Source organism: Rhodanobacter sp. UC4437_H4 (assembly GCF_052978425.1).
The window spans coordinates 40,817-62,879 of the sequence record NZ_CM129673.1; the positions used below are offsets into that span (position 1 = coordinate 40,817).

25 protein-coding genes are annotated in these 22,063 nt (G+C 67.3%); 19 read left to right on the forward strand and 6 right to left on the reverse strand.

The features are described from left to right. The first annotated feature begins 7 nt into the window (after positions 1 to 7). The 5 genes from ffh (at position 8) to rplS (ending at position 3,605) form a co-directional block, all read left to right on the forward strand. Positions 8 to 1,387 (forward strand): signal recognition particle protein, encoded by a 1,380-nt coding sequence (gene ffh, locus ACVCL3_RS00235; RefSeq protein WP_447101549.1) that lies wholly within the window; start codon positions 8 to 10, stop codon positions 1,385 to 1,387. Positions 1,388 to 1,582: 195 nt separating this feature from the next. After that, a complete protein-coding gene (gene rpsP, locus ACVCL3_RS00240; protein ID WP_395119195.1) occupies positions 1,583 to 1,840 on the forward strand; it encodes a 30S ribosomal protein S16 in 258 nt (85 codons plus the stop codon). A 2-nt stretch (positions 1,841 to 1,842) separates the two neighbouring features. Continuing rightward, complete coding sequence (gene rimM, locus ACVCL3_RS00245) at positions 1,843 to 2,358, forward strand: ribosome maturation factor RimM (protein ID WP_447098636.1); 516 nt, start codon at positions 1,843 to 1,845, stop codon at positions 2,356 to 2,358. A gap of 33 nt (positions 2,359 to 2,391) precedes the next feature. Then, positions 2,392 to 3,165, forward strand: a complete 774-nt coding sequence (gene trmD, locus ACVCL3_RS00250; protein WP_447098637.1) for a tRNA (guanosine(37)-N1)-methyltransferase TrmD — start codon at positions 2,392 to 2,394, stop codon at positions 3,163 to 3,165. Between the two features lie 44 nt (positions 3,166 to 3,209). Next, positions 3,210 to 3,605, forward strand: coding sequence for a 50S ribosomal protein L19 (gene rplS / locus ACVCL3_RS00255; RefSeq protein ID WP_395119188.1), 396 nt, complete (start codon positions 3,210 to 3,212; stop codon positions 3,603 to 3,605). A 138-nt stretch (positions 3,606 to 3,743) separates the two neighbouring features. Here the strand turns inward: rplS and ACVCL3_RS00260 are convergent, their stop codons facing one another. After that, positions 3,744 to 5,786, reverse strand: coding sequence for an EAL domain-containing protein (locus ACVCL3_RS00260; RefSeq protein WP_395119186.1), 2,043 nt, complete (start codon positions 5,784 to 5,786; stop codon positions 3,744 to 3,746). A 133-nt stretch (positions 5,787 to 5,919) separates the two neighbouring features. Continuing rightward, entirely contained in the window at positions 5,920 to 6,930 is a 1,011-nt protein-coding gene (epmB, locus tag ACVCL3_RS00265; protein WP_395119184.1) for an EF-P beta-lysylation protein EpmB, read from the reverse strand. An 89-nt stretch (positions 6,931 to 7,019) separates the two neighbouring features. Here epmB and efp point away from each other — a divergent pair, with 89 nt between their 5' ends. The 7 genes from efp to folE2 all read left to right on the forward strand — a co-directional run bounded on the left by efp (position 7,020) and on the right by folE2 (position 12,807). Next, complete coding sequence (gene efp / locus ACVCL3_RS00270; protein WP_136258394.1) at positions 7,020 to 7,598, forward strand: elongation factor P; 579 nt, start codon at positions 7,020 to 7,022, stop codon at positions 7,596 to 7,598. Between the two features lie 219 nt (positions 7,599 to 7,817). After that, entirely contained in the window at positions 7,818 to 9,149 is a 1,332-nt protein-coding gene (locus tag ACVCL3_RS00275) for a TRZ/ATZ family hydrolase (RefSeq protein WP_395119182.1), read from the forward strand. 14 nt (positions 9,150 to 9,163) lie between these two features. Further along, a complete protein-coding gene (locus ACVCL3_RS00280; RefSeq protein ID WP_395119180.1) occupies positions 9,164 to 9,418 on the forward strand; it encodes a YciI family protein in 255 nt (84 codons plus the stop codon). A 92-nt stretch (positions 9,419 to 9,510) separates the two neighbouring features. Then, positions 9,511 to 10,215: a bifunctional 2-polyprenyl-6-hydroxyphenol methylase/3-demethylubiquinol 3-O-methyltransferase UbiG gene (gene ubiG, locus ACVCL3_RS00285; protein ID WP_447098639.1), complete on the forward strand. Its 705-nt coding sequence runs from the start codon at positions 9,511 to 9,513 to the stop codon at positions 10,213 to 10,215. After that, positions 10,212 to 10,895 (forward strand): phosphoglycolate phosphatase, encoded by a 684-nt coding sequence (gene gph / locus ACVCL3_RS00290; RefSeq protein WP_447098640.1) that lies wholly within the window; start codon positions 10,212 to 10,214, stop codon positions 10,893 to 10,895. The genes ubiG and gph overlap by 4 nt, the downstream gene beginning before the upstream one ends. Next, positions 10,892 to 11,746: a phytoene synthase gene (locus ACVCL3_RS00295; protein ID WP_447098641.1), complete on the forward strand. Its 855-nt coding sequence runs from the start codon at positions 10,892 to 10,894 to the stop codon at positions 11,744 to 11,746. Before gph ends, ACVCL3_RS00295 begins: the two co-directional genes overlap by 4 nt. 113 nt (positions 11,747 to 11,859) lie before the next feature. Beyond that, positions 11,860 to 12,807 carry a GTP cyclohydrolase FolE2 gene (gene folE2, locus ACVCL3_RS00300; protein WP_447098642.1) on the forward strand — a complete coding sequence of 316 codons (948 nt, stop codon included), beginning with the start codon at positions 11,860 to 11,862 and terminating at the stop codon, positions 12,805 to 12,807. 12 nt (positions 12,808 to 12,819) lie between these two features. Here folE2 and yidD read toward each other — a convergent pair whose 3' ends face one another. Continuing rightward, on the reverse strand, positions 12,820 to 13,101 hold the full coding sequence (yidD, locus tag ACVCL3_RS00305; RefSeq protein WP_447107260.1) for a membrane protein insertion efficiency factor YidD: 282 nt from the start codon (positions 13,099 to 13,101) through the stop codon (positions 12,820 to 12,822). A gap of 122 nt (positions 13,102 to 13,223) precedes the next feature. Here yidD and dksA point away from each other — a divergent pair, with 122 nt between their 5' ends. After that, on the forward strand, positions 13,224 to 14,402 hold the full coding sequence (gene dksA, locus ACVCL3_RS00310; protein WP_447100139.1) for an RNA polymerase-binding protein DksA: 1,179 nt from the start codon (positions 13,224 to 13,226) through the stop codon (positions 14,400 to 14,402). Between the two features lie 155 nt (positions 14,403 to 14,557). Here dksA and ACVCL3_RS00315 read toward each other — a convergent pair whose 3' ends face one another. Together ACVCL3_RS00315 and cysS are read right to left on the reverse strand one after the other, a co-directional pair. After that, complete coding sequence (locus ACVCL3_RS00315; RefSeq protein WP_447098644.1) at positions 14,558 to 14,992, reverse strand: SufE family protein; 435 nt, start codon at positions 14,990 to 14,992, stop codon at positions 14,558 to 14,560. Between the two features lie 55 nt (positions 14,993 to 15,047). Continuing rightward, on the reverse strand, positions 15,048 to 16,421 hold the full coding sequence (gene cysS, locus ACVCL3_RS00320) for a cysteine--tRNA ligase (RefSeq protein ID WP_447100140.1): 1,374 nt from the start codon (positions 16,419 to 16,421) through the stop codon (positions 15,048 to 15,050). A gap of 250 nt (positions 16,422 to 16,671) precedes the next feature. On the opposite strand from cysS, the gene ACVCL3_RS00325 reads away from it, so the two are divergent. Then, entirely contained in the window at positions 16,672 to 17,196 is a 525-nt protein-coding gene (locus ACVCL3_RS00325) for a glycine zipper 2TM domain-containing protein (protein ID WP_395119164.1), read from the forward strand. 13 nt (positions 17,197 to 17,209) lie between these two features. On the opposite strand, the gene ACVCL3_RS00330 is transcribed toward ACVCL3_RS00325, so the two are convergent. Continuing rightward, positions 17,210 to 17,347: a hypothetical protein gene (locus ACVCL3_RS00330; protein ID WP_447099560.1), complete on the reverse strand. Its 138-nt coding sequence runs from the start codon at positions 17,345 to 17,347 to the stop codon at positions 17,210 to 17,212. Positions 17,348 to 17,589: 242 nt separating this feature from the next. On the opposite strand from ACVCL3_RS00330, the gene ACVCL3_RS00335 reads away from it, so the two are divergent. Genes ACVCL3_RS00335 through ACVCL3_RS00355 form a run of 5 tightly spaced genes read left to right on the forward strand, consistent with a single transcriptional unit; the run spans position 17,590 to position 22,049 of the window. Next, entirely contained in the window at positions 17,590 to 18,597 is a 1,008-nt protein-coding gene (locus ACVCL3_RS00335; RefSeq protein ID WP_447100141.1) for an N-acetylornithine carbamoyltransferase, read from the forward strand. 6 nt (positions 18,598 to 18,603) lie between these two features. Further along, positions 18,604 to 19,227, forward strand: coding sequence for an FMN-binding negative transcriptional regulator (locus ACVCL3_RS00340; RefSeq protein ID WP_447100142.1), 624 nt, complete (start codon positions 18,604 to 18,606; stop codon positions 19,225 to 19,227). Further along, positions 19,224 to 19,697, forward strand: coding sequence for an OsmC family protein (locus ACVCL3_RS00345; RefSeq protein WP_447100143.1), 474 nt, complete (start codon positions 19,224 to 19,226; stop codon positions 19,695 to 19,697). Before ACVCL3_RS00340 ends, ACVCL3_RS00345 begins: the two co-directional genes overlap by 4 nt. A gap of 28 nt (positions 19,698 to 19,725) precedes the next feature. Continuing rightward, the gene (locus tag ACVCL3_RS00350) at positions 19,726 to 20,919 is read left to right on the forward strand and encodes an argininosuccinate synthase (RefSeq protein WP_447100144.1); all 1,194 of its coding nucleotides are present in this window, start codon (positions 19,726 to 19,728) and stop codon (positions 20,917 to 20,919) included. Next, a complete protein-coding gene (locus ACVCL3_RS00355) occupies positions 20,916 to 22,049 on the forward strand; it encodes an acetylornithine deacetylase (protein WP_447100145.1) in 1,134 nt (377 codons plus the stop codon). The genes ACVCL3_RS00350 and ACVCL3_RS00355 overlap by 4 nt, the downstream gene beginning before the upstream one ends. Positions 22,050 to 22,063 lie beyond the last annotated feature (14 nt).

Consider the following 22,063-nt stretch of genomic DNA (forward strand, 5'->3'; position numbering starts at 1 on the left):
TTTCGCCATGTTCGAGTCGCTCAGCCAACGCCTTGCCACCACCGTCAACCGACTGCGCGGTCGCGGCCGGCTGACCGACGAGAACATCCGCGAAGCACTGCGCGAAGTGCGCATCGCGCTGCTGGAGGCGGATGTGGCCTTGCCGGTCGTGCAGGCGCTGATCCAGCGCATCAAGGTGCGCGCGGTCGGCCAGGAAGTGGCGCGCAGCCTGTCGCCCGGTCAGGCGCTGGTGAAGGTGGTCAGCGATGAGCTGACCATGGTGATGGGCATCGCCAACACCGAATTGAACCTGGCCCAGCAGCCGCCCGCGGTGGTGCTGATGGCTGGCCTGCAAGGCGCGGGCAAGACCACCACGGTCGCCAAGCTGGCGCGGCTGCTGACCGAGCGCAAGAAGAAGAAAGTGATGGTGGTCAGCTGCGATGTCTATCGTCCGGCCGCCATCGAGCAACTGCGCACGCTGGCCGGGCAGGTCGGGGTGAAGTTCTTCCCCTCCGAGGTGGGCCAGGACCCGTTGCGCATCGCCAGGGACGCCATCGCCGCCGCGCGGCGCGAGCTGGTCGACGTGCTGATCGTCGACACCGCCGGCCGCCTGCATGTGGACGAGGCGATGATGGCCGAGATCAAGGCCTTGCACGCCGCGATCACGCCGATCGAAACCCTGTTCGTGGTCGATTCGATGACCGGCCAGGATGCGGCCAACACGGCCAAGGCGTTCGACGAGGCGCTGCCGCTGACCGGCGTGATCCTGACCAAGAGCGACGGCGACGCCCGTGGTGGCGCGGCGCTGTCGGTGCGCTACGTTACCGGCAAGCCGATCAAGTTCCTCGGTGCCGGCGAGAAAACCGACGCGCTTGAACCATTCCATCCCGACCGCCTGGCCCAGCGCATCCTCGGCATGGGTGACGTGCTGAGCCTGGTCGAGGAGGTCGAGCGCAAGGTCGACCAGGACAAGGCGCAGAAGCTGGCCCAGAAGGTGATGAAGGGCAAGCGCTTCGACCTCAACGACATGAAGGATCAGCTGGAGCAGATGGGCAACATGGGCGGCCTGGCCGGCCTGCTGGACAAGCTGCCCGGCGTCTCCAGCCTGCCTGACAGCGTGAAGTCGAAGGTCAATGACGGCGAAATGAAGAAGATGATCGCGATCATCAACTCGATGACCGGCAAGGAGCGCCGCCACCCGGACCTGCTCAACGGCTCGCGCCGTGCCCGCGTGGCGCGGGGCTCCGGCACCCAGCCGGCCGACGTCAACCGGGTGCTCAAGCAGTACATGCAGATGGAAAAGATGATGTCCAAGCTGGGCAAGGGCGGCAGCAAGGGCCTGATGCGGCAGATGCGCGGCGCGATGAAGGGCATGGGTGGCATGGGCGGGCTGCCGCCGATGCGCTGAAGGCGAGAAACGAGCGGAGAGGAGCGAGAAACGAGAGTGGAGCGCCGAGCTGGCTTTCTCTCGTTTCCCACTCCTCTCCACTCACTCCTGCCTTCCCAAGCCTTCCCTTTTCCCGAAAATCCGCTAAAATGCCCCGTTTCCCGCGCACGACTCTCGTGCGCCTGCCGCTGATTCGGCAATTTCCGGAGTTTTACCATGGTCAAGATTCGTCTTTCGCGCGGTGGCGCAAAGGGCCGTCCGTTCTACCACGTCGTGGTGACCGATCAGCGCAGCAAGCGCGACGGCCGCAACATCGAGAACGTCGGCTTCTACAATCCGGTCGCCTCCGGCAAGGACAAGCGTCTGGAGCTGAACGTGGCGCGCGTGCAGGAGTGGGTCGGCAAGGGTGCGCAGATGAGCGACAAGGTCGCCGCCCTCGTCAAGGAAGCCGGCAAGCAGCAGCCGGCCGCCTGAGCATGACGACAGCCGGTCGGCGCGTCCTGATCGGGCGCATCGTCGGGCTGTATGGCGTGCAGGGCTGGCTGAAGATCGAATCCTTCGCCGAGCCGCGCATGCGGATCTTCGATTACCAGCCGTGGCTGCTCGGTGCAGCGCCAGGCACGGAAAGAGAGGTCTCCGGCGTGAAAGGTCGACCGCAGGGCAAGGGCATGGTGGCCCAGTTGCCCGGGGTGGACGATCGGGACCAGGCGGCAGCGTTGATCGGTACCGACATCCATGTCGCCCGCGAACAGCTGCCTCCCCCGGCGAAGGGCGAGTATTACTGGGTCGACCTCGAAGGACTCGATGTCGTCACCACGGACAACGTGGAGCTGGGGCGGGTCAGCCACCTGTTCGCCACCGGCGCCAACGATGTCGTGGTGGTCAGGGACGGTACGCGCGAGCGGCTGATCCCCTTTGTCCAGGGGTCGTATGTGCGTTCGGTGGACTTGTCCGCAGGGCGCATGGTGGTGGACTGGGATCCCGAATTCTGACGTCGCCGGCTTGTGGGCAGAGGATCAAGGGTCATGCGCATCGATGTCGTCAGCCTGTTTCCCGACTTCGTGCGCCAGTGCGCCGCCGTCGGTGTGGTGGGACGCGCGCAGCAACGCGAGCTGCTGCAGGTGGAAGCCTGGAACCCGCGCGACTACGCCACCGACAAGCATCGCAGCGTGGACAGCAGCTCGTATGGCGGCGGTCCGGGCATGGTGATGATGATCGAGCCCTTGCGCACCACCTTGAAGGTGATGCGCGAGGCGGCACCGGAACCGGTGCATCTGGTTTATCTCAGTCCGCAGGGAGCGCGGCTGACGCAGGGCAGGGTGGAGGCGCTGGCGAAGCTGCCGCGCATCGGCCTGCTCTGCGGACGTTACGAAGGTGTGGACGAGCGCCTGCTGGCGCACGAGGTCGACGAGGAGCTCTCCATCGGCGATTATGTGCTGTCCGGCGGTGAGCTTGCCGCGGCGGTGGTCATCGACGCGGTAGGGCGCTTGCAGGATGGCGCGTTGAACGACGCGCAGTCGGCCGAGCAGGATTCATTCTCCGATGGCCTGCTGGATTGTCCGCATTACGGAAAACCGGTGCAGGATGCGCTGGGTGAGGTACCGGCGGTGTTGCTGTCCGGCGACCATGCGGCAATTGCCCGCTGGCGCCTCAAGCAATCGTTGGGTCGCACCTGGCTGCGCCGCCCGGACTTGTTGTCGCAGCGTGGCCTGGATGCGGCATCCCGGGCCTTGCTGGATGAATTTCGCCGTGAACATGCCTCCGGGCAGTCGACACGGCAAGACGATGCGGTCGAGTGACGGCCGCAGCCTTGATATCGCAAAAGTGAACCGACAGGTGCGCCATGAACAAGATCATTGAACAGTTCGAATCCGAGCAGATCACCCGCCAGCTGCCGGACTTCGGCCCCGGCGACACCGTGGTGGTCAACGTGAAGGTGAAGGAAGGCAACCGCGAGCGCGTGCAGGCGTTCGAGGGCATCGTCATCGCCAAGCGCAACCGCGGCCTGCATTCGGCCTTCACCGTGCGCAAGATCTCGCACGGCACCGGCGTGGAGCGCGTGTTCCAGGCGCACAGCCCGACCATCGACTCGGTCTCGGTGAAGCGCAAGGGCAAGGTGCGCGGCGCCAAGCTGTATTACCTGCGTGGCCTGGAAGGCAAGGCCGCCCGCATCAAGGAAGACATCGCCGCCGCTGCCGCCGCCAAGGCGAACGCCAAGGCGGCTGCCGCTGCCGAGTAATCCTCGCTGCGAAGGCTGCATGAAAAGACCCCCGCGGATCGCTCCCCGGGGGTTTTTGCTGTTTGATTCCGGCCATTCTGCGAATACCGCCTGATGTTCCTGCGATCGGATCCCGAACCCCGGGTCCCGAGGCAGCATTCATTCCAGCCGCTGCGGCACCTGCAGGAAGTTGCCCTGCACGAAGTCGACGCCGCAGGCGAACAGCAGCGACGTGCTCGTGGCGTCCTCGACCCACTCGGCGATGGTCAGGCGCTTCAGTTCGTGTGCCTGCTGGCAGATCTCGGCGACCTTTTTCTGGCTGTCGGCATGCTGCGGCAGGTCGGCCATGTGGCTGCGGTCGATCTTGAGGTAGTCGGCGTCGATGTGGTTCAGCAGCTGGAACGAGTTCAGGCCCGAGCCGAACTGCTCCAGTGCAAAGCCGCCACCCATCTTCTTCCACGCGTTGACGAACTCCTGCGCGGGTCGCAGCAGCGTCATCACCTTGCTTTCGGTCATCTCCAGCACCAGGCGACCGTGTTTCAGCCCGGCCTTGCCCAGGCGCTCCTTCAGCCATGGCAACAGGCTGTCGTCCTGCAGCGAGGCGGCGGTGAGCTTGATGAAGAACGTGGTCGGCTGTCCCTGCGGCTCGCGCGCCTGCAGGATGCGGATGGCCTGGTCGAGCACCCAGCGGTCGACCGCCCCGGTGAGGTTGTGCTTCTCGGCGATCGGCATGAAGAAGCCCGGCAGCACCTCGCCCTGCGGTCCGTTCATGCGCAGCAGAATCTCGGAGAACTCGCCCTCGGCGTCCTGCAGGCTGATCGTCTGCTGGTGATACAGCACCAGACCGTTATTGGCCAGCGCCTGCTGCAGCAGGTCCAGCCAGTAGCGCTCGCGCTCCTCGTCGGCCTTCTCCCGCGCCGCCGGGTCGTGCAGTTCGACCTGGCTGCCGCCCAGGTTCTGCGCGGTGCGCAAGGCGTGGCTGGCCTGGTTGAGGAGCAGCTCGCTGTTGGCGTTCTTCTCGCCGAGCAGACTGCCGCCGACGCTGGCGGTGACCGTCAGCGAACGTGTGCCGGCATCGAAGATCTCGCTGCCGACGCTGTGCTGCAGCTTGGCGATCCACTCGCGGATCGCCTCGTCCGAACGCGAGTCGAGGGCCACGCCGAAAGTGTGCTCGGCGAGCATGCCGGCGATGTCGGTGGCGCCCAGCAGCATGCGGATGCGCCCGGCGAAGCCGGCCAGCAGTTCATCGGTCTTGCCCAGGCCGATGCCGCTGACCAGCGAGGCCCAGTTGTCCGGTTCGATCAGCAGCAGCGACTGGCCCTTCTTGCCCTTGGCTGCCTCGGTCACCGCATCGTCGATGCATGCCAGCATGTGCTGGCGGTTGTACAGGCCGGTGACCGGGTCGCGTTGCAGCTGTTCCAGCACGGCCGGGTCGACGACCTGGCGGCGGAACACGATCTGCAGGCAGCGCTCGCCCTCGAAGGTCGCCGGGGCGAACTCCACGGTGGCATCAAAGCGGCTGTCGTCGGCGCGACGCGCGCGCAACGGCAACTGGGCCGGGAACTTGCCCTGGTGGGCCTGGCCGCGCAGCAGCGCCTTCATCTCATCGGCATTGGCCGAGTCGATCATGTCCAGCAGCGGCATGCCCAGCAGGTCGTCGAAACTCTCGTAGCCGAAGGTGTCCAGGTAGGCCTGGTTGGCGCGCACGTGCATGCCCTCGTGCACGTAGGCGATCGCGTCCGTGGAGGAGTCGAGCAGGGCGTCGCAGCGGCGCTCGGTTTCGCGCAGCGCGGTGTGCAGCCAGCGCACCTGGCGGCGCGTGTGCAGGGATTCGAATTCGCGCTTCAGCACCGCGATGAGCTGCTTGGGGTGGGTGCGCGAGGCCACGCCGCGGGCGCCATGCACGAACAGGTCGGCGACCAGTTCGTTGTCCATGTTGCTGACCAGGCCTACTAGCGCGAAATCGCGGCCGGAGGCCTCCATCACGCCCATGGTTTCGTCCAGGCTGACGTCGGTGACCGAGGGGTCGAACATCACCACGTCAGGCTCAAGCTCGCCCACCGCCGAGCGGATCTGCTCGATGTTGGTGGCCCGCGCCGGTCGCACCGCGATGCCGCTGTTGCGCATCAGGCTGATGATCTGTTCGGCCTCCTCCAGGGAGTTCTCGACGAACAGGATCTTGATGACGAAGTCTTTTTTCATGGGGCGGGGCGTGGGTTCCGGGCAGGGCGGGCGCCCTTGACGGGTCCGCATGGTCGATGGCAATGAGTGTTTGTAGCGGATTCCGTTGTCGCTCGCCACCGGTGCGGCAGCCCCGGACCTGGCCGGTGGCGGCTCACAGCGGCCGCTTGGCCGGGTCGCCCGCCACCTCGCGTACCAGTCGCGGTACCAGGTAGCCGGGCAGGCGCGCGCGCAGGGTGTCCAGCAGCGCGAGCGCGGTGTCGTCGGCCACCTCGAAATGGGCGGTGCCGTGGACCCGATCCAGCTGGTGCAGGTAATAGGGCAGCACGCCGGCGGCGAACAGGCGTTCGGAAAGGTTGGCGAGCGCGTCGGCATCATCGTTGACGCCGCGCAGCAGCACCGACTGGTTCAGCAACGTCGCACCGGTCTCGCGCAAGGCGGCGCAGGCCGCGTCGACGCCGGCGTCGAGTTCGTTGGCATGGTTGGCATGCAGCACCACCACCTTCTGCAGCGGGAGGCCGGCCAGCCAGGCCAGCAGGGAGTCATCGACCCGCTCGGGCAGAACGACCGGCAGGCGCGTGTGGATGCGCAGGCGGATCACCTGCGGCAGCTCGGCCAGGCCGCGGGTCAGCTCCTCCAGCTTGGACGTGGCCAGCGACAGCGGATCGCCGCCGGAGAGGATCAGTTCGCGGATCGACGGGTCGGCGCGCAGCCGCTCCAGCGCCTCGCGCCAGTGCGAGGCGGCGGCGATTTCCTCGCCGTACGGGAAGTGCCGGCGGAAGCAGTAGCGGCAGTTCACCGCACAGCTGCCGCTGGCGATCAGCAGCGCGCGCCCGTCGTACTTGTGCAGCATGCCGTGGCCGGCCTTGGCCGAGAGGTCGCCCACGGCGTCGAGGGTGAAGCCGGCGACCCGGTCATGTTCGGTGCGCTGGGGCAGCACCTGCAGCAGCAGCGGATCGCGCGGGTCGCCGCGGCGCATCCGCGCGACAAAACCGCGCGGCACGCGCAGGGCGAAGCCGGCGTCGTCCGGCGGCAGCAGGTCGGTGCGGTCGCCCAGGCCCACCGCCTGCAGCAGTTCGGCAGGGTCGGTGATGGCGTTGCGCCAGAGCTCGCGCCAGTCGGTTGCAGGCGACGATAGGCGGGCACTGGGGCTTGCGGTTATCATGGAGAGCCTTCGGCGGGCCTCTTGGCCCGTGAAAAGATACCCATTTTAGCCGTCCTGCGGGGCGGTTTTACCTTTGGAGCAGACAGCGCATGGCGACCCTCGGCCTCAACGACGTCAAGACGGGCAAGAAGATCCTCCACAACGGCGATCCCTGGATCATCACCGAGGCCGACTTCATCAAGCCGGGCAAGGGCCAGGCGTTCACCCGCATCCGCATCCGCAACCTGAAGGACGGCCGCACCACCGAGCAGACGCTGAAGTCCAGCGACTCGTTCGAGGAGGCCGACGTCACCGACACCGACATGCAGCTGTCCTTCATCGACGGCATCGGCAAGGACCGCCTGTGGCACTTCATGAACATGGAGACGTTCGAGATGGTGCCGGCCACGCAGGCCGCGATGGGCGATGCGTGGAAGTGGCTCAAGGGCGAAGAGGAGTGCGTGGTCACCCTGTTCAACGGCAACATCGTGGCGGTGCAGGCGCCGAAGTTCGTCGAGCTGAAGATCGTCGAGACCGACCCGGGCGTGCGCGGCGACACCTCCGGCGGCGGTGGCAAGCCGGCCACGCTGGAGACCGGTGCGGTGGTGCGCGTGCCGCTGTTCGTCGGCCAGGATGAAGTCATCAAGGTCGACACCCGCACCGGCGAATACGACAGCCGCGTCAAGTGACGAACCGGCGCGCGGGCCATGCCCGCGCCTTTGCCGGTTCGTCATCCCTGCGCAGGCAGGGTCCAGTGAAACACTCGTGCGCAGCACGCCTCATCCTGCGCACAAGCAACCGCAGCAACATGGGATCCGGGCTTTGGCCGGGATGACGAACACGGGGCGGGCACCATCGAGGGGTGTGCCGCCCCTTCTCGCATCCACCCCTTGCATAGTGAGTGAACGATGACCCAGACCACCCCGCAATCCATCGACCTGCTGATCGAGGCGCGCTGGGTGGTGCCCGTCGAGCCGCATGCGGTGGTGCTGGAAAACCACGCCGTGGCCATCGACGGCGAGCGCATCGTGGCGCTGTTGCCGATCGACGAGGCCCGCGCCGCCTATGCGCCGCGCGAGCGCGTCGAACTGGGCGAGCACGCGCTGATCCCCGGCCTGGTCAACAGCCACACGCACAACCCGATGACCCTGCTGCGCGGCCTCGCCGACGACCTGCCGCTGATGGTCTGGCTGCAGCAGCACATCTGGCCGGCCGAGGCCAGGGTGATCGGCCCGGAGTTCGTGCGCGACGGCGTGGAACTGGCCGTGGCCGAGATGCTGCGCGGTGGCACCACCTGCGCCAACGAGAACTATTTCTTCCCCGACGTGATCGGCGCGACCTATCGCAAGCTGGGCTTCCGCGCGGTGGTCGGCCTGCCGGTAATCCAGTTCCCCACCGCCTGGGCGAACAGCCAGGACGAGTATTTCGCGCGCGCCGGCGAGGTGCATGACAGCTTCCGCGGCGATCCGCTGGTCAGCACTGCGTTCGCGCCGCATGCGCCGTACACCGTCTCCGACGAGAGCTTCGAGCGCATCCGGCTGCAGTCCGACCAGCTCGACATCCCGGTGCACCTGCACCTGCATGAGACCGCGCACGAGATCGAGGAAGAGAAGAAAAAGAGCGGCCTGCGCCCGTTCCAGCGCCTGCAGCGCCTGGGCCTGGTCAACGACCGCCTGATCGCGGTGCACATGACCCAGGTCACCGAGGGCGAGATCGCCGCCTGCGCGAGCGCCGGTGTCTCGGTGGTGCATTGCCCGGAATCCAACCTCAAGCTCGCCTCCGGCTTCTGCCCGGCGGAGCAGTTCCGGCGCGCCGGCGCGAACCTGGCGATCGGCACCGACGGTTGCGCCTCCAACAACGACCTGGACATGTTCGGCGAGATGCGCACGGCGGCGCAGCTGGCCAAGGCGGTGGCGCAGGACGCCGCCGCCTTCGACGCCGCCTTTGCGCTGCGTGCGGCGACGCTCAATGGCGCGCGGGCGATCGGGCTGGAAGCGCGCATCGGCTCGATCGAACCCGGCAAGCAGGCCGACCTGGCTGCCGTGCGCCTGAGCGACCTGGAGACCCAGCCGCTGTTCCACGTCGCCTCGCAACTGGTGTATGCGTGCAGCCGCCAGCAGGTTACCGACGTGTGGATCGCCGGGCACCGCAAGCTGGCCGCGCGCGAGCTGATCGACATGGATACCGCGGCGATCCTGGCGCGAGCGCGCGCCTGGCGCGAGCGGATCGCCGCAACTTGAGTGGGAGTTTTCCGATGAATCGTTACCTGGTTTTGCTGATCCGCCGGCCGCAGTTCGACGCGGCCGTGGTGCCGCAGCATCTGGCCTATCTGGACCAGTTGCGCGGCGAGGGCAAGGTGGAGCTATCCGGCGGCTTCGGCGACAAGTCCGGCGGTGCCTACCTGCTGCACGCGGCCGACCTCGCCGAGGCAACGGCGCTGGTGCAGCGCGACCCCGCGCATGTCAGTGGCGGCTGGGACATCACGGTGCACGAATGGCAGGCGTCTTGACTTTTGCGCTCATCCATAAGCGCGAAAATCAAGAGGCGGCCATCCATGGCCGCACTTTTCAATAAATTCGTGGATTCAACGTGGACTCGAACATGACCGCCGCCAATGTCAGCCCCGCCGAAATCGCCCGCTTCGACCAGCTGGCGTCCCGCTGGTGGGACCCCGACGGCGAATCGCGACCGCTGCACGACCTCAATCCGGTGCGCACGGCCTACATCGCGGCACGCGCGGAACTGCGCGGTGCCCGCGTGGCCGATGTCGGGTGCGGCGGCGGCCTGCTCAGCGAATCGCTGGCCCGTGCCGGTGCGCACGTCACCGGCATCGATCTGGGCGAGAAGGTGATCGACATCGCCCGCTTGCACCTGCACGAGTCGAACCTGCAGGTCGATTACCGGGTGCAATCCTCCGCCGAGCTGGCGGCTGCCGAAGCGGCGTCGTTCGACGTGGTGTGTTGCATGGAGCTGATCGAGCACGTGCCCGATCCGGCGGCGCTGGTCACCGACCTGGCCGCGATGCTCAAGCCCGGCGGACGGTTGTTCATGTCCACCATCAATCGCACGCCGGCGGCGTTCGGTGCGGCGATCCTGGGCGCCGAATACCTGCTGCGCATGCTGCCGCGCGGGACACACCACTACGCGCAATTCCTCAAGCCCTCCGAATTGTCGCGATTGCTGCGCGGCGCGGGGCTGGAGCTGGAAGACGTCAGCGGCCTGGCCTACAACCCGTTCCGCCGCGAGGCACGCTTGAGCCGTCTCACGGCAGTCAATTACGTGCTTTGCGCGCAGAAGCCGGCATGAGCAAGCCGCTGCCTCCATCCGTCGCCGGCGTCCTGTTCGATCTCGATGGCACCTTGCTGGACAGCGCGCCCGATCTGTACGCCGCGCTGCAGGCGCAGTGCGCCGAGGAGGGCGTGGCATCGCCCGCCTACGCGCCCGTGCGCGAGGTGGTCTCGCGCGGTGCCCGCGCGGTGCTGCGTTGCGCGTTCGCCTCGCGCGGCGAGGCGGTGATCGAGGCGCTGGTGCCGCGCTACCTGCAGTTGTACGAGCAGGTGATGGCCCGCGACACGCGCGCCTTCGACGGGGTCGACGACCTGCTGGCGCGGCTGGAAGCGCGAGGCCTGCGTTGGGGCATCGTCACCAACAAGGCGGCATTCCTGACCGACGAACTGTTGCGCCGGATCGGCTGGTCGACGCGCGCCGCCGCCGTGGTGTGCGGCGACACCTTGCCGGTGAAAAAGCCCGATCCGGCACCCGTGCTGCTGGCCTGCGAACGCGCAGGACTGGTGCCGGGCCAGTGCCTGTTCGTCGGTGACGATCGCCGCGACGTGCAGGCCGGCGCAGCGGCGGGCGTGTTCACCGTGGCCGCGAGCTGGGGCTACCTCGACGGCGGCGATCCGCACGCCTGGGGCGCCGATGTCGTGCTGGATCGGCCCGCCGCCCTGGCCGAGTTGCTGCGACTGGAGTCGGCGACGGCATGAGCGAACCAGCTGGGCAGAACGCGGTGTTGCAGGGCTTCATCGACAAATGGCTGGCCGCGCAGCCGCAGCAGCGCGTGGCGCTGGCCTTCGTCGACGGCCGCCGCCATCCGGGCCACGTGGCGCTGGCCGCGCTGGAGCAGGAGCTGCTGAGCGCGGCTTACGGCATCCGCGAGCCGCAGGTGGCCGCCGCCAAGCTCGGCTGGTGGGCGGAGGAACTGGCCGGTGCGGCGGCCAGCGGCGGGCGGCATCCGCTCACCCAGGTGCTGTTCGATGACGAACGCGCTCACGCGATCGCCACGGAGCTGTGGCTGGCGCCGGTATTGGCGGCGATGGCGCAGCTGGAGCAGGGCACGGCGGCCGATTACGCCGACCAACTGCAGGCGGCGATGCCGCTGCACGGTGCGCTGGCCGCACTGGAGACGGCATGGTGGTATGGCGCCGCGGCCTCGCCCGAGCGCGCGACCCGGGTGGCCGTGCTCAATCACTTGTTGCATGCCTTGTTGCACCTGGACGCAGACGCCGAACGCGACCGCCTGCCACTGCCGATGGCCCGGCTGGCACGCCACGGGCTGGATCGCGCGCAACTGCGCAAGCCTTGCGCACCGCGGCAGCAGGCGATCCGGGCGCAGTTGCAGGATTTGCTCGGCGACTGGCGCGCTGCCGATGCGCTGGGCGGGCCACTCAGCGTGTTTCGTGCACTCGAGTCGCGTCAGGCCTGCGCGCTGGCGCGCCGCGCGCTGCATGCCGACGAGGCACTGGCCGTGTTGCAGGCCGACTGGTCGCGCACGCCGTGGTCGACGCCGTGGCGGGCGTGGCAGGCCGCCCGTGCATGGCGGCGCCAGACACAGTAGTTTTGCGCGAGCGGACGCAGCGTTTCCGTGGCGACACCATTGTGAGGTGGCCGCCTTGCCCCAAGATTGGCGGTTTCGCGGCGGCTCGTCGCGCCGATGCCAGGATCTCCTCCATGCCCAGCCAGGAAAACACCGCCCGCTTGCTCCCCGACGTGGCCGTCCACGCACAGCCGCATCTTGCCGGTGCGCTGGATTGGGTCGGCATGGCCGAGATCCAGGTGCCGGTATTGTTCGACGCGGGCGATGGACAAACGCAGCGCTCCAGTGCCCGCGTCGGTGCCTTCGTCAATCTCAAGCGACCGGACAAGCGCGGCATCCACATGTCGCGGCTGTACCTGCAGGTGGAGCAGGCGTTGAGCACGCAGACCCTGAGCGCCGACATGCTGCGCTCGCTGCTGCGCGGCTTCCTCGACTCGCACCAGGATCTGTCCGACCGCGCCTGCCTCAGCATCCGCTTCGAACACCTCGTGCGCCGGCCGGCGCTGAAGAGCGCGAACAGCGGCTGGCGCGCCTATCCGGTGTGCATCGAGGCCAGTCTGGTTGGCGACCAGTTCCTGCTGGAGTTCGGCACCGAGGTGGTCTATTCGTCGACTTGCCCGGCCTCGGCGGCGCTGTCGCGGCAGCTGATCCAGGACCAGTTCATTCACGATTTTGCGCCCGGCGAGGCGCTCGATCATGCCGCCGTGCTGGCGTGGCTGGGCAGCGAGAAGGGCATCGTGGCCGCCGCCCATGCGCAGCGCAGCGTGGCGCGCCTGCGCGTTCGCCCGGCGGCCGACGCCGGCTTCCATCTGGTCGGGCTGATCGATCGGGTCGAAAGCGCGCTCGGCACGCCGGTGCAGACCGCGGTAAAGCGCGAGGACGAACAAGCCTTCGCCTTGGCCAACGGCGGCAACCTGATGTTCTGCGAGGACGCCGCCCGGCGCATCCAGAAGGCACTCGATGCCGACGACCGCCTCGGCGATTTCCACATCCGGGTGGAACACCAGGAGAGCCTGCATCCGCACGACGCCGTTGCCTATGCCAGCAAGGGCGTGGAAGGCGGCTACGGTTCCATCGGTTAGGCCGCGCGATCGTCAGCGGGAGTGCGGCACATCCGGATCACGCGGCGCGTCGTGGTCGCGGCAACTCGCAAAATGAAAATGTTCCGGCACCGGATCTTCTCCGCCGGGACACAGCGGCTGGCAGCGCAGCAGTCGCCATGCGGCCAGCAGGCTGCCCCGCCACGGACCGAAGCGGATGACCGCAATCCGTGCATAATCGGAACAACTGGGGTGGAAGCGGCAGCGAGGGCCAAGCAGGGGGCTGAGCCAGCGCTTGTACAAACCAAGCAACCACAGTATGAATCGGGAGAGGATGTTCACGGATACCGAAGCGGCGTGCGCCATGTAGTGGTACAAGTATTCCAGAAGCAGGCTTGCCGGTGTTGAATGCATCGGCTATAACACGCGGCCCCCAAGGCCAATCAGGGTGAAGGGATATGGCGAAGACCAAAGCGAGTTCGACCGCCGCCAAGGCGCACAAGGGCAAGACGCCCAACAAGGCTGGCACCAAGGCCGTCAAGTCGAAGCCGGTGGCAGGCAAGGGGCAGGCTGCCAAGGTCGCCGCGAAGTCCCCTGCACGGGCCGCCGCGAAACCCGCCAGCAAGGCCACCCCGAAGAAGGCTGCGCCACACACCAAGGCCTCCAGGCCGACTGCCCACGCACCGGCCAAGAAGGCCGCGGCGGGCAGCAAGGCCGCCAAGGGCAGGACGCCGGCGAGCAAGGCTGCGGTGAAGAAAGCGCCGGCGAAGAAGGTCGTTGTCAAAAAGGCCGTGACGAAACATCCCGTCGTGAAGCATCCCGCAGTGAAGAAGGCTCCCGCGAAGAAGGTATCGCCCGGGAAGGCTGCAGCGGGCAAGGCACCGGCCAGCAAGGTCGCGGCGAAGCCCGCGGCGAAGAAGTCGGCGCCCCGGCCGGTGCACGGCAAGGCCGCCAAACCGGCGGCACCGGCAGCCAAGGCGCCGGCAACCCACGCGGCACGACCGGAGCCGGTCGCGGCGACCATCCACCATTCTCCTTCACCCGCGAGCAGGCTTTTCAAGGGCAAGGTGGCAAGCGCCACGGCCATGGTCAGCGCTCCCGGGAATCATGCTTCCTCCCACAAGAAATCGAAGAATTCGTCGTCCCCAATGAATAAACTGGCAACAAAAACTCTAGACAGCGGCGTCACCCGTGAAGACGGGCGATACGCCTTGCCCTCCACCAGCACGATCTCCTTGCCCAAGGGTTATCGCCCGAGCAGCGACGAGGAGTACATGAACCCGCGACACCTGGCCTACTTCCGCAACAAGTTGCGTGAATGGCGCGACCAGCTGGTGGAAGAGTCGCGCCAGACCATGGACAACCTGCGCGAGGAAGTGCGGGACGTCGGCGACGAAGCCGAACGCGCCACCCGCGAAACCGAGAACTCGCTGGAGCTGCGTACCCGCGACCGCTATCGCAAGCTGATCTCCAAGATCGACAAGGCGCTGCGCCGGATCGAGGAAGGCAGCTACGGCTTCTGCGAGGAGACCGACGAGGAGATCGGCGTCGACCGCCTCGACGCGCGCCCGATCGCCACGCTCTCGCTCGACGCCCAGGAACGCCGCGAACATCTGCAGAAGCAGATGGGGGACTGAGCAAGGCGCGCCGCTTCGCGATGCAGCAAAAAGCCCCGCTTCGAGCGGGGCTTTTTGCTAGGAGCGAGTGAAGATGAGTGGGAGAGGAGCCGGAGCGCGACACGCCGTTGCCTTCTCTCATTCCTCGCTTCTCTTTGCTCGCTTCCCTTCCTTGCTCACTTTTGTCCCGCCGCTGCCGCGGCGTATCCCTTCAACTTCGCCAGCATCGCCGTCAGGCCGTTCGAGCGGGTGGGTGAAAGGTGCTTGGCCAGGCCGATCGTGCCGACGAAGCCGGGTTCGGTGGCCACGATCTCCGCGGCCGGGCGGTCGGAGTAGACGCGCAGCACCAGCGCGATCAGGCCCGAGACGATGGCGGAGTCGCTGGTGGCTTCGAAGTGCATGCACGACGCATCGCCACTGGGCACCAGCCACACCATCGACTGGCAGCCGTGCACGCGCCAAGCTTCGGTCTTGCACTCCTCGGGAAACGGCGGCAATTGCCGCCCGAGGTCGATCAGGTACTGATAGCGCTCGCTCCAGTCGCCGAGAAAGGCGAACTCTTCGGCGATTTCCTGCTGGGCCTGGTCGGTGCTGCTGGCGGCGATATTCATGCGGCCATTATCGCGCGTAGCAGGGCGGGAAATGAAACCCGCTCCGGCATGGCCGTCAGGCCTTGGCGATGCTCCACCGCGTGCCCTGTGCACCATCCTCGATCACCACGCCCATCGCGGCCAGCTCGTCGCGGATCGCGTCGGCGCGGGCGAAATCGCGGGCGCTGCGGGCGACGCGACGCGCTTCCAGCAAGGCCTCGACTTGCGCGGCATCCACGTGCACGCCGCCGGAGTGCTTGAACCATGCTTCCGGATCCTGCTGCAGCAGGCCGAGCAGGGCGCCGCCGCCGAGCAGATCGGCCTTGGCCGCGGGCGTGCCGTGTTGGCGCGCGGCGTCTGCAAGCACGGCCAGTTCGGCCAGCGCCAGGGGCGTGTTGAGGTCGTCGCAAAGCGCCGCTTCGACGGCGGCCGGCACGGGCAGCCGCGATGCGTCGATCGCCACGTCGGCAAGGTCGCGCAGCACCCGGTACCAGCCGTCCAGCGTGCTGACCGACTGCTGGATGGCGCCGTCGGACCAGTCCAGCGGCTGCCGGTAGTGGCCGCTGAGCAGGCGCAGGCGCAGCGCCTCGGGCGGGTGGAGTTTCAGCAGCTCGTGCACCAGCAGCACGTTGCCCAGCGACTTGGACATCTTGCGGCCGTCGAAGGTGAGCATGCCGTTGTGCATCCACCAGCGCGCGAAGGTCTTGCCGCCGTGCGCGCAGGTGGATTGCGCGATCTCGTTCTCGTGATGCGGGAACAGCAGGTCGACGCCGCCGGCGTGGATGTCGATGGTCTCGCCCAGTTGCGCGGCGCACATCGCCGAGCACTCGATGTGCCAGCCGGGGCGACCGCGCCCCCACGGGCTGTCCCAGCCGGCCAGTTCGGGCGTGGAGGGCTTCCACAGCACGAAATCGGTGGGGTTCTTCTTGTATGGCGCGATTTCCACGCGTGCGCCGGCGATCAACTCTTCGGTGTCGCGGCCGGAGAGCGCGCCGTAGTCGGGGTACGAGCCGACGTCGAACAGTACATGGCCTTCGGCCGCGTACGCGTGGCCGCCGGCGATCAGCGCCTCGTTCATGGCGATGATCGCGCCGATGTGCGCGGTGGCGTGCGGCTCCAGGTCCGGCGGCGCAATGCCCAGTCCGGCCATGTCCTCGCGATAGGCGCGCGCGTAGCGCTCGGTGATGATCGAGATCGGCACGCCTTCGGCCAATGCCGCGGCATTGATCTTGTCCTCGACGTCGGTGATGTTGCGGGCATACACCACCTGCGGGTAGTGCCGCCGCAGCAGCCGCGCCAGCACGTCGAACACCACCGGCCCGCGCGCGTTGCCGATGTGAACGTAGTTGTAGACCGTCGGTCCGCACAGGTACATCGTGACGCGCGCGGGATCCAGCGGAACAAACGGTTCGGTGCGGCGCGTCAGGCTGTTGTAGAGCGAAATCGGCATCGGTCACATCCGCGAGGGAGTCGGCGGTCGGGCGGGGCAGGTTGCGCATCTTAACAAGCGACGATGCCGCTCGTGCCCGGCGGATCGCCCGCTCCTGGCCGGACCCGGCGATCCGTGATGCCGTCGGCCTTGCGGCAAACGGTCGCCACGGCTGAACAGGCCGGTCCGGCCTAAGCGTGTATTCATAGTGAATTTGCTGCAATGCTGCCAGTCCGCGCGTGGCGTGGAACGTGCATCACGGGAGCAGGTCATGGTCAAGCTATGGGTTTCCGCGTTGGTGCTGGCCATGATGGCAGCCGGCGCGCACGCGCAGAATGCGCCGTACCCCAACGATGACGGCAATGCCCACTACGGCTGGGCCGACGTGCTGCGCGCCGACCCGGTGCATGGCGTGACGCGCACCAACGTGCCGCGGCAGGAGTGCTACGACCAGCAGGTGGTGCGCCACGAGGGCGGCAACAGCACCGCCGGCACGGTGCTGGGCGCGGTGATCGGTGGCGTGCTGGGCAACACCGTGGGCAAGGGCGACGGGCGCAAGGCGGCGACGGTCGCCGGTGCCGTGGCCGGTGGCGCGATCGGCAACCGCAGCACGCGCGGTCGCGATTACGAGAGCACGCAGACCCAGTGCCGCGAGGTGAACACGGTCAGCGAGCAGCGCCGGATCATCGGCTACGACGTGGAATATCGCTATCGCGGCGAGGTCTACATGTCGCGGCTGGACTACGATCCGGGCGAACGCCTGCGCGTGCGGGTTTCCGTCACCCCGGTGGATTGATCCCGACTTCCGCTCATCCATCCCGCCGCCCCTCTCGGGCGGCGATTTTTTTCAGACGCCGATACTTGCCGGACAGGCACTGACCTGGCGCAGATTTTTGTTGCATGGCAGCGAAATTCTCGCCATGATAGCCGCCGACCACCCGGAACATCGCATGTCTTCAGCCGTCTATACCGCCACCGTACTTACCAGCGCCCGCGCGGCCGCTGGCATGACGTCGCGTGCGCGCCGACCGATGACTCGACATCCGGCCGGGTAGGCAGTCGCACGCGTTTCTTGTGCATCGACGACAAACCCGGCCCTTGTGCCGGGTTTTTTGTGTTTATTTCACGCGGATCCATCCGCAACACCCCGGCCATCCATGGCCGGACTCTTCAATAAGGCATCGACTTCATGACCATTCGGCATTTCTTGACCACCCAGGATTACAGCCGCGCCGAGATCGACGCGCTGCTGGAACAGGCTGCCGCGTTCAAGCGTTCGCCGCGCGGCCAGCAGCTCGCCGGCAAGTCGATCGCATTGCTGTTCTTCAATCCCTCGATGCGCACCCGCACCAGCTTCGAGCTGGGTGCGTTCCAGCTCGGCGGTCACGCGATCGTGCTGGCGCCGGGCAAGGACGCGTGGCCGATCGAGTTCGAGGTTGGCAGCGTGATGGACGGCGATACCGAGGAGCACATCGCCGAGGTGGCGCGGGTGCTGTCGCGTTACGTCGACCTGATCGCGGTGCGCGCGTTCCCGAAATTCCAGGACTGGGCGGTGGATCGCCAGGACAAGGTGATCAGGGCGTTTGCGCACTACGCCACGGTGCCGGTGATCAACATGGAGACGATCACCCATCCCTGCCAGGAACTGGCCCACGCGCTTGCGCTGAAGGAGCACCTGGGCGACCTGCAGAACAGGAAGTACGTGCTGACCTGGACCTATCACCCGAAGCCGCTGAACACCGCGGTGGCGAATTCGGCGCTGCTGATCGCGACCAAGCTGGGCATGGACGTGACCCTGCTTTGCCCGACGCCCGACTACGTGCTGGACGAGCGCTACATGGCGTTTGGCCGTCTGAACGCCGAACAGAACGGCGGCTCGCTGAAGGTCAGCCATGACATCGAGGAAGCCTACACCGGGGCCGACGTGGTCTACGCCAAGAGCTGGGGCGCGCTGCCGTTCTTCGGTCGCTGGGAAGAGGAGAAGCCTGTGCGCGAAGCGAACAGGCACTTCATCGTCGACGAGGCGAAGATGGCGCTCACCAACCACGGCCTGTTCAGCCACTGCCTGCCGCTGCGCCGCAACATCAAGGCCACCGACGCGGTGATGGATTCGCCCGCCTGCATCGCCATCGACGAGGCCGAGAACCGCCTGCACGTGCAGAAGGCGGTGATGGCGTCGTTGATCGGCCAGGGTTGAGCCGCCATGTATACGCCGAAGCATTTTGTGGAAAATCGCATCGAGGCCCTGCACGGGCTGATTCGCGCATACCCGTTCGCCACGCTGGTGACCCGCGCGGCCGACGGATTGACGGCCAATCACCTGCCGTTCGAACTCGTCGGCGAGGTGCTGCACGGCCATGTCGCGCGCGGCAACGAACTGGCGCGACTGGACGGCGCCGAGGTGCTGCTGGTGTTCCAGGGTCCGGACGGCTACATCAGCCCGAACTGGTATCCCAGCAAGCACGAGACCGGGCGCGAGGTGCCGACCTGGAACTACGCGGTGGTGCACGTGCACGGCCGGCTGCGCGTGATCGACGACGCTGCGTGGCTGCGTCGTCTGCTGGAAACCCTGACCGACCACCATGAGGCGGGCCAGCCGCAGCCATGGAAGATCAGCGACGCGCCGGACGACCATATCGAGACTTCGCTGCGCGCGATCGTCGGCCTCGAAGTCTCGATCGACCGCATCGAAGGCAAGTTCAAGCTGAGCCAGAATCATCCCGCGCGCAACCGCGCGGGCGTGATCGCCGGGCTGCGCGAGCGCGACGGCGATGGCGATGCGGAACTGGCCGCATGGATGTCCCGACAAGAGGAGTCGAAACCGTGAATCATCAGCATCACTATCGCGTCGCCGTGGAATGGACCGGCAACCTCGGCAGCGGCACAGACGGCTACCGCAACTACAGCCGCGACCACATCATCCGCATCGACGGCAAGCCGGTGGTCGCCGGTTCCTCCGACCCCGCGTTCCGCGGCGATGCCGCGAGGCACAATCCCGAGGACATGCTGGTCACGGCATTGTCGACCTGCCACATGCTGTCGTATCTGCACATGGCCACCGTGGCCGGCGTGGTGGTGACGGCGTACAGCGATGCCGCCGAAGGCACGATGGCCACCGAAGGCGACGGCGGCCGCTTCGTCGAAGTGGTGCTGCGCCCCACGGTGACCATCACTGCCGCCAGCGACCCGGCCAAGGCCGAAGCGGCGCAGGAGGCGGCGCATCACGCCTGCTTCATCGCCAATTCCGTGAATTTCCCGGTGCGCTGCGAGCCGCGTGTCGTCGTCGAATCCGCCTGACCCTATTTCTTTCCAGGATCTGCAAGCCATGAGCAAAGACATCGTCCTCGCCTTTTCCGGCGGCCTCGACACCAGCTTCTGCGTGCCTTATCTGCAGGAGCGCGGCTGGGCCGTGCACACGGTGTTCGCCGATACCGGCGGTGTCGACGCCGAAGAGCGCGCCTTCATTGAGAACCGCGCGAAGGAGCTGGGCGTGGCCAGCCACGTCACGGTCGATGGCGGCCCGGCGATCTGGGCGGGCTTCGTCAAGCCGTTCGTGTGGGCGGGCGAGGGTTACCAGGGCCAGTACCCGCTGCTGGTGTCCGACCGCTACCTGATCGTCGAGGCCGCGCTGAAGCGCGCCGCCGAACTCGGCACGAAGGCGATCGCGCATGGCTGCACCGGCATGGGCAACGACCAGGTGCGTTTCGACCTGGCGGTGAAGGCGCTGGGCGACTACCAGATCGTGGCGCCGATCCGCGAGATCCAGAAGGAACACACGCAGACGCGCGCCTACGAGCAGAAGTACCTGGAAGACCGCGGCTTCGGCGTGCGCGCCAAGCAGCAGGCGTACACCATCAACGAGAACCTGCTCGGCCTGACCATGTCCGGCGGCGAGATCGACCGGTGGCAGGCGCCCGGCGCCGGCGCGGTGGGCTGGTGCAAGCCGCGCGCCGAATGGCCGTCCAAACCGCTGCGGGTGAAGATCGGCTTCGTCAACGGCGAGGCGGTGACGCTGGACGGCGAGGCGATTGCAGGGCACGCCATGCTGGCGAAGCTCAACGGCCTGTTTGCGCAGTACGGCGTGGGCCGCGGCCTGTACACCGGCGACACCACGATCGGCCTGAAGGGCCGCATCATCTTCGAGGCGCCGGGCCTGACCGCGCTGCTCGCCGCGCACCGCGCGCTGGAGGAATCCGTGCTCAGCAAGCAGCAGAACCGCTTCAAGCCGGAAGTGGCGCGCAAGTGGGTGGAGCTGGTCTACGAGGGCTTCTTCCACGACCCGCTGAAGACCGACCTGGAGGCGTTCCTGGCGTCCAGCCAGTCCACCGTCAACGGCACGGTGACGCTGGAAACGAATGGCGGCAGCGTCGGCGCGGTGGCGGTGGAGTCGAATCACATCCTCAACGCCAAGGGCGCCACCTATGCGCAGTCGGCCGACTGGGGCGTGGAGGAGGCCGAGGGTTTCATCAAGCTGTTCGGCATGAGCAGCACGCTGTGGGCCGAGGTCAATCGCGGATGAGCGCCTTGCTCGATGCCACGCTGAAGCACCTGGCGGCGCTGGTCGGTTTCGACACGCGCAACCCGCCGCGCGCGATCGATACCGGCGGCATCTTCGACTACCTGCGCGCGCAGCTGCCCGGCTTCGACGTGACGGTGACCGACTTCGGTGCCGGCGCGGTGGCCCTGCACGCGGTGCGCGGCGAGCCGAAGGTCCTGTTCAACGTGCACCTGGACACCGTGCCGGACTCGCCGGCGTGGACGGCCGATCCGCACGCGTTGCGGGTCACTGCCGATCGCGCGATCGGCCTGGGCGCGTGCGACATCAAGGGGGCGGCGGCGGCGCTGCTGGCGGTGGCGAATGCCAGTCACGGCGACCTGGCGCTGCTGTTCACCACCGACGAGGAGGCGAACGACGCGCGCTGCATCGCCGGCTTCCTGCGCGAACCGCACGCTTACGATGCAGTGATCGTGGCCGAGCCCACCAAGGGCGAGGCGGTGCTGGCGCATCGCGGCATCCAGTCGGTGCTGATGCGCTTCGCCGGCCAGGCCGGGCATGCCTCGGGCGAGCAGAAGCCGGGCGACAGCGCGCTGCACCAAGCCGTGCGCTGGGGCAACGCGGCGCTGGATTTCGTGGCGGCGCAGTCGCACGAGCGCTTCGGCGGCCTCACCGGCCTGCGTTTCAACATTGGCCGCATCGAGGGCGGCATCAAGGCGAACATGATCGCGCCGACGGCGGAAGTGCGCTTCGGCTTTCGCGCCTTGCCCACGATGAATCCGGATCACCTGCTGATCCGATTCCGCAATCTGGTGGAACCGCCGCCGGTGGAGTTCGCCGAGACTTTTCGTGGCGCCTCGCTGCCGGCCGGCGATACCGCCAACGCCGAGGCGAACCGGCTGGTCGCGCGCGACGTGGCCGACGAGCTGGGCATCCCGGTCGGCAACGCGGTGGACTTCTGGACCGAAGCGGCGCTGTTCTCCGCCGCAGGCTATACCGCCTTCGTCTACGGCCCCGGCGACATCGCCCAGGCGCACAGCGCCGACGAGTGGGTCGCGCTGGATCAACTCGAACACTATGCGCAAACGGTTTATCGAATCGTTGAGAAGTCCGGCCAGGGACGGCCGGTTTTTGACCCCCGCGATCATGGATGAGCGCAAGGAACAAA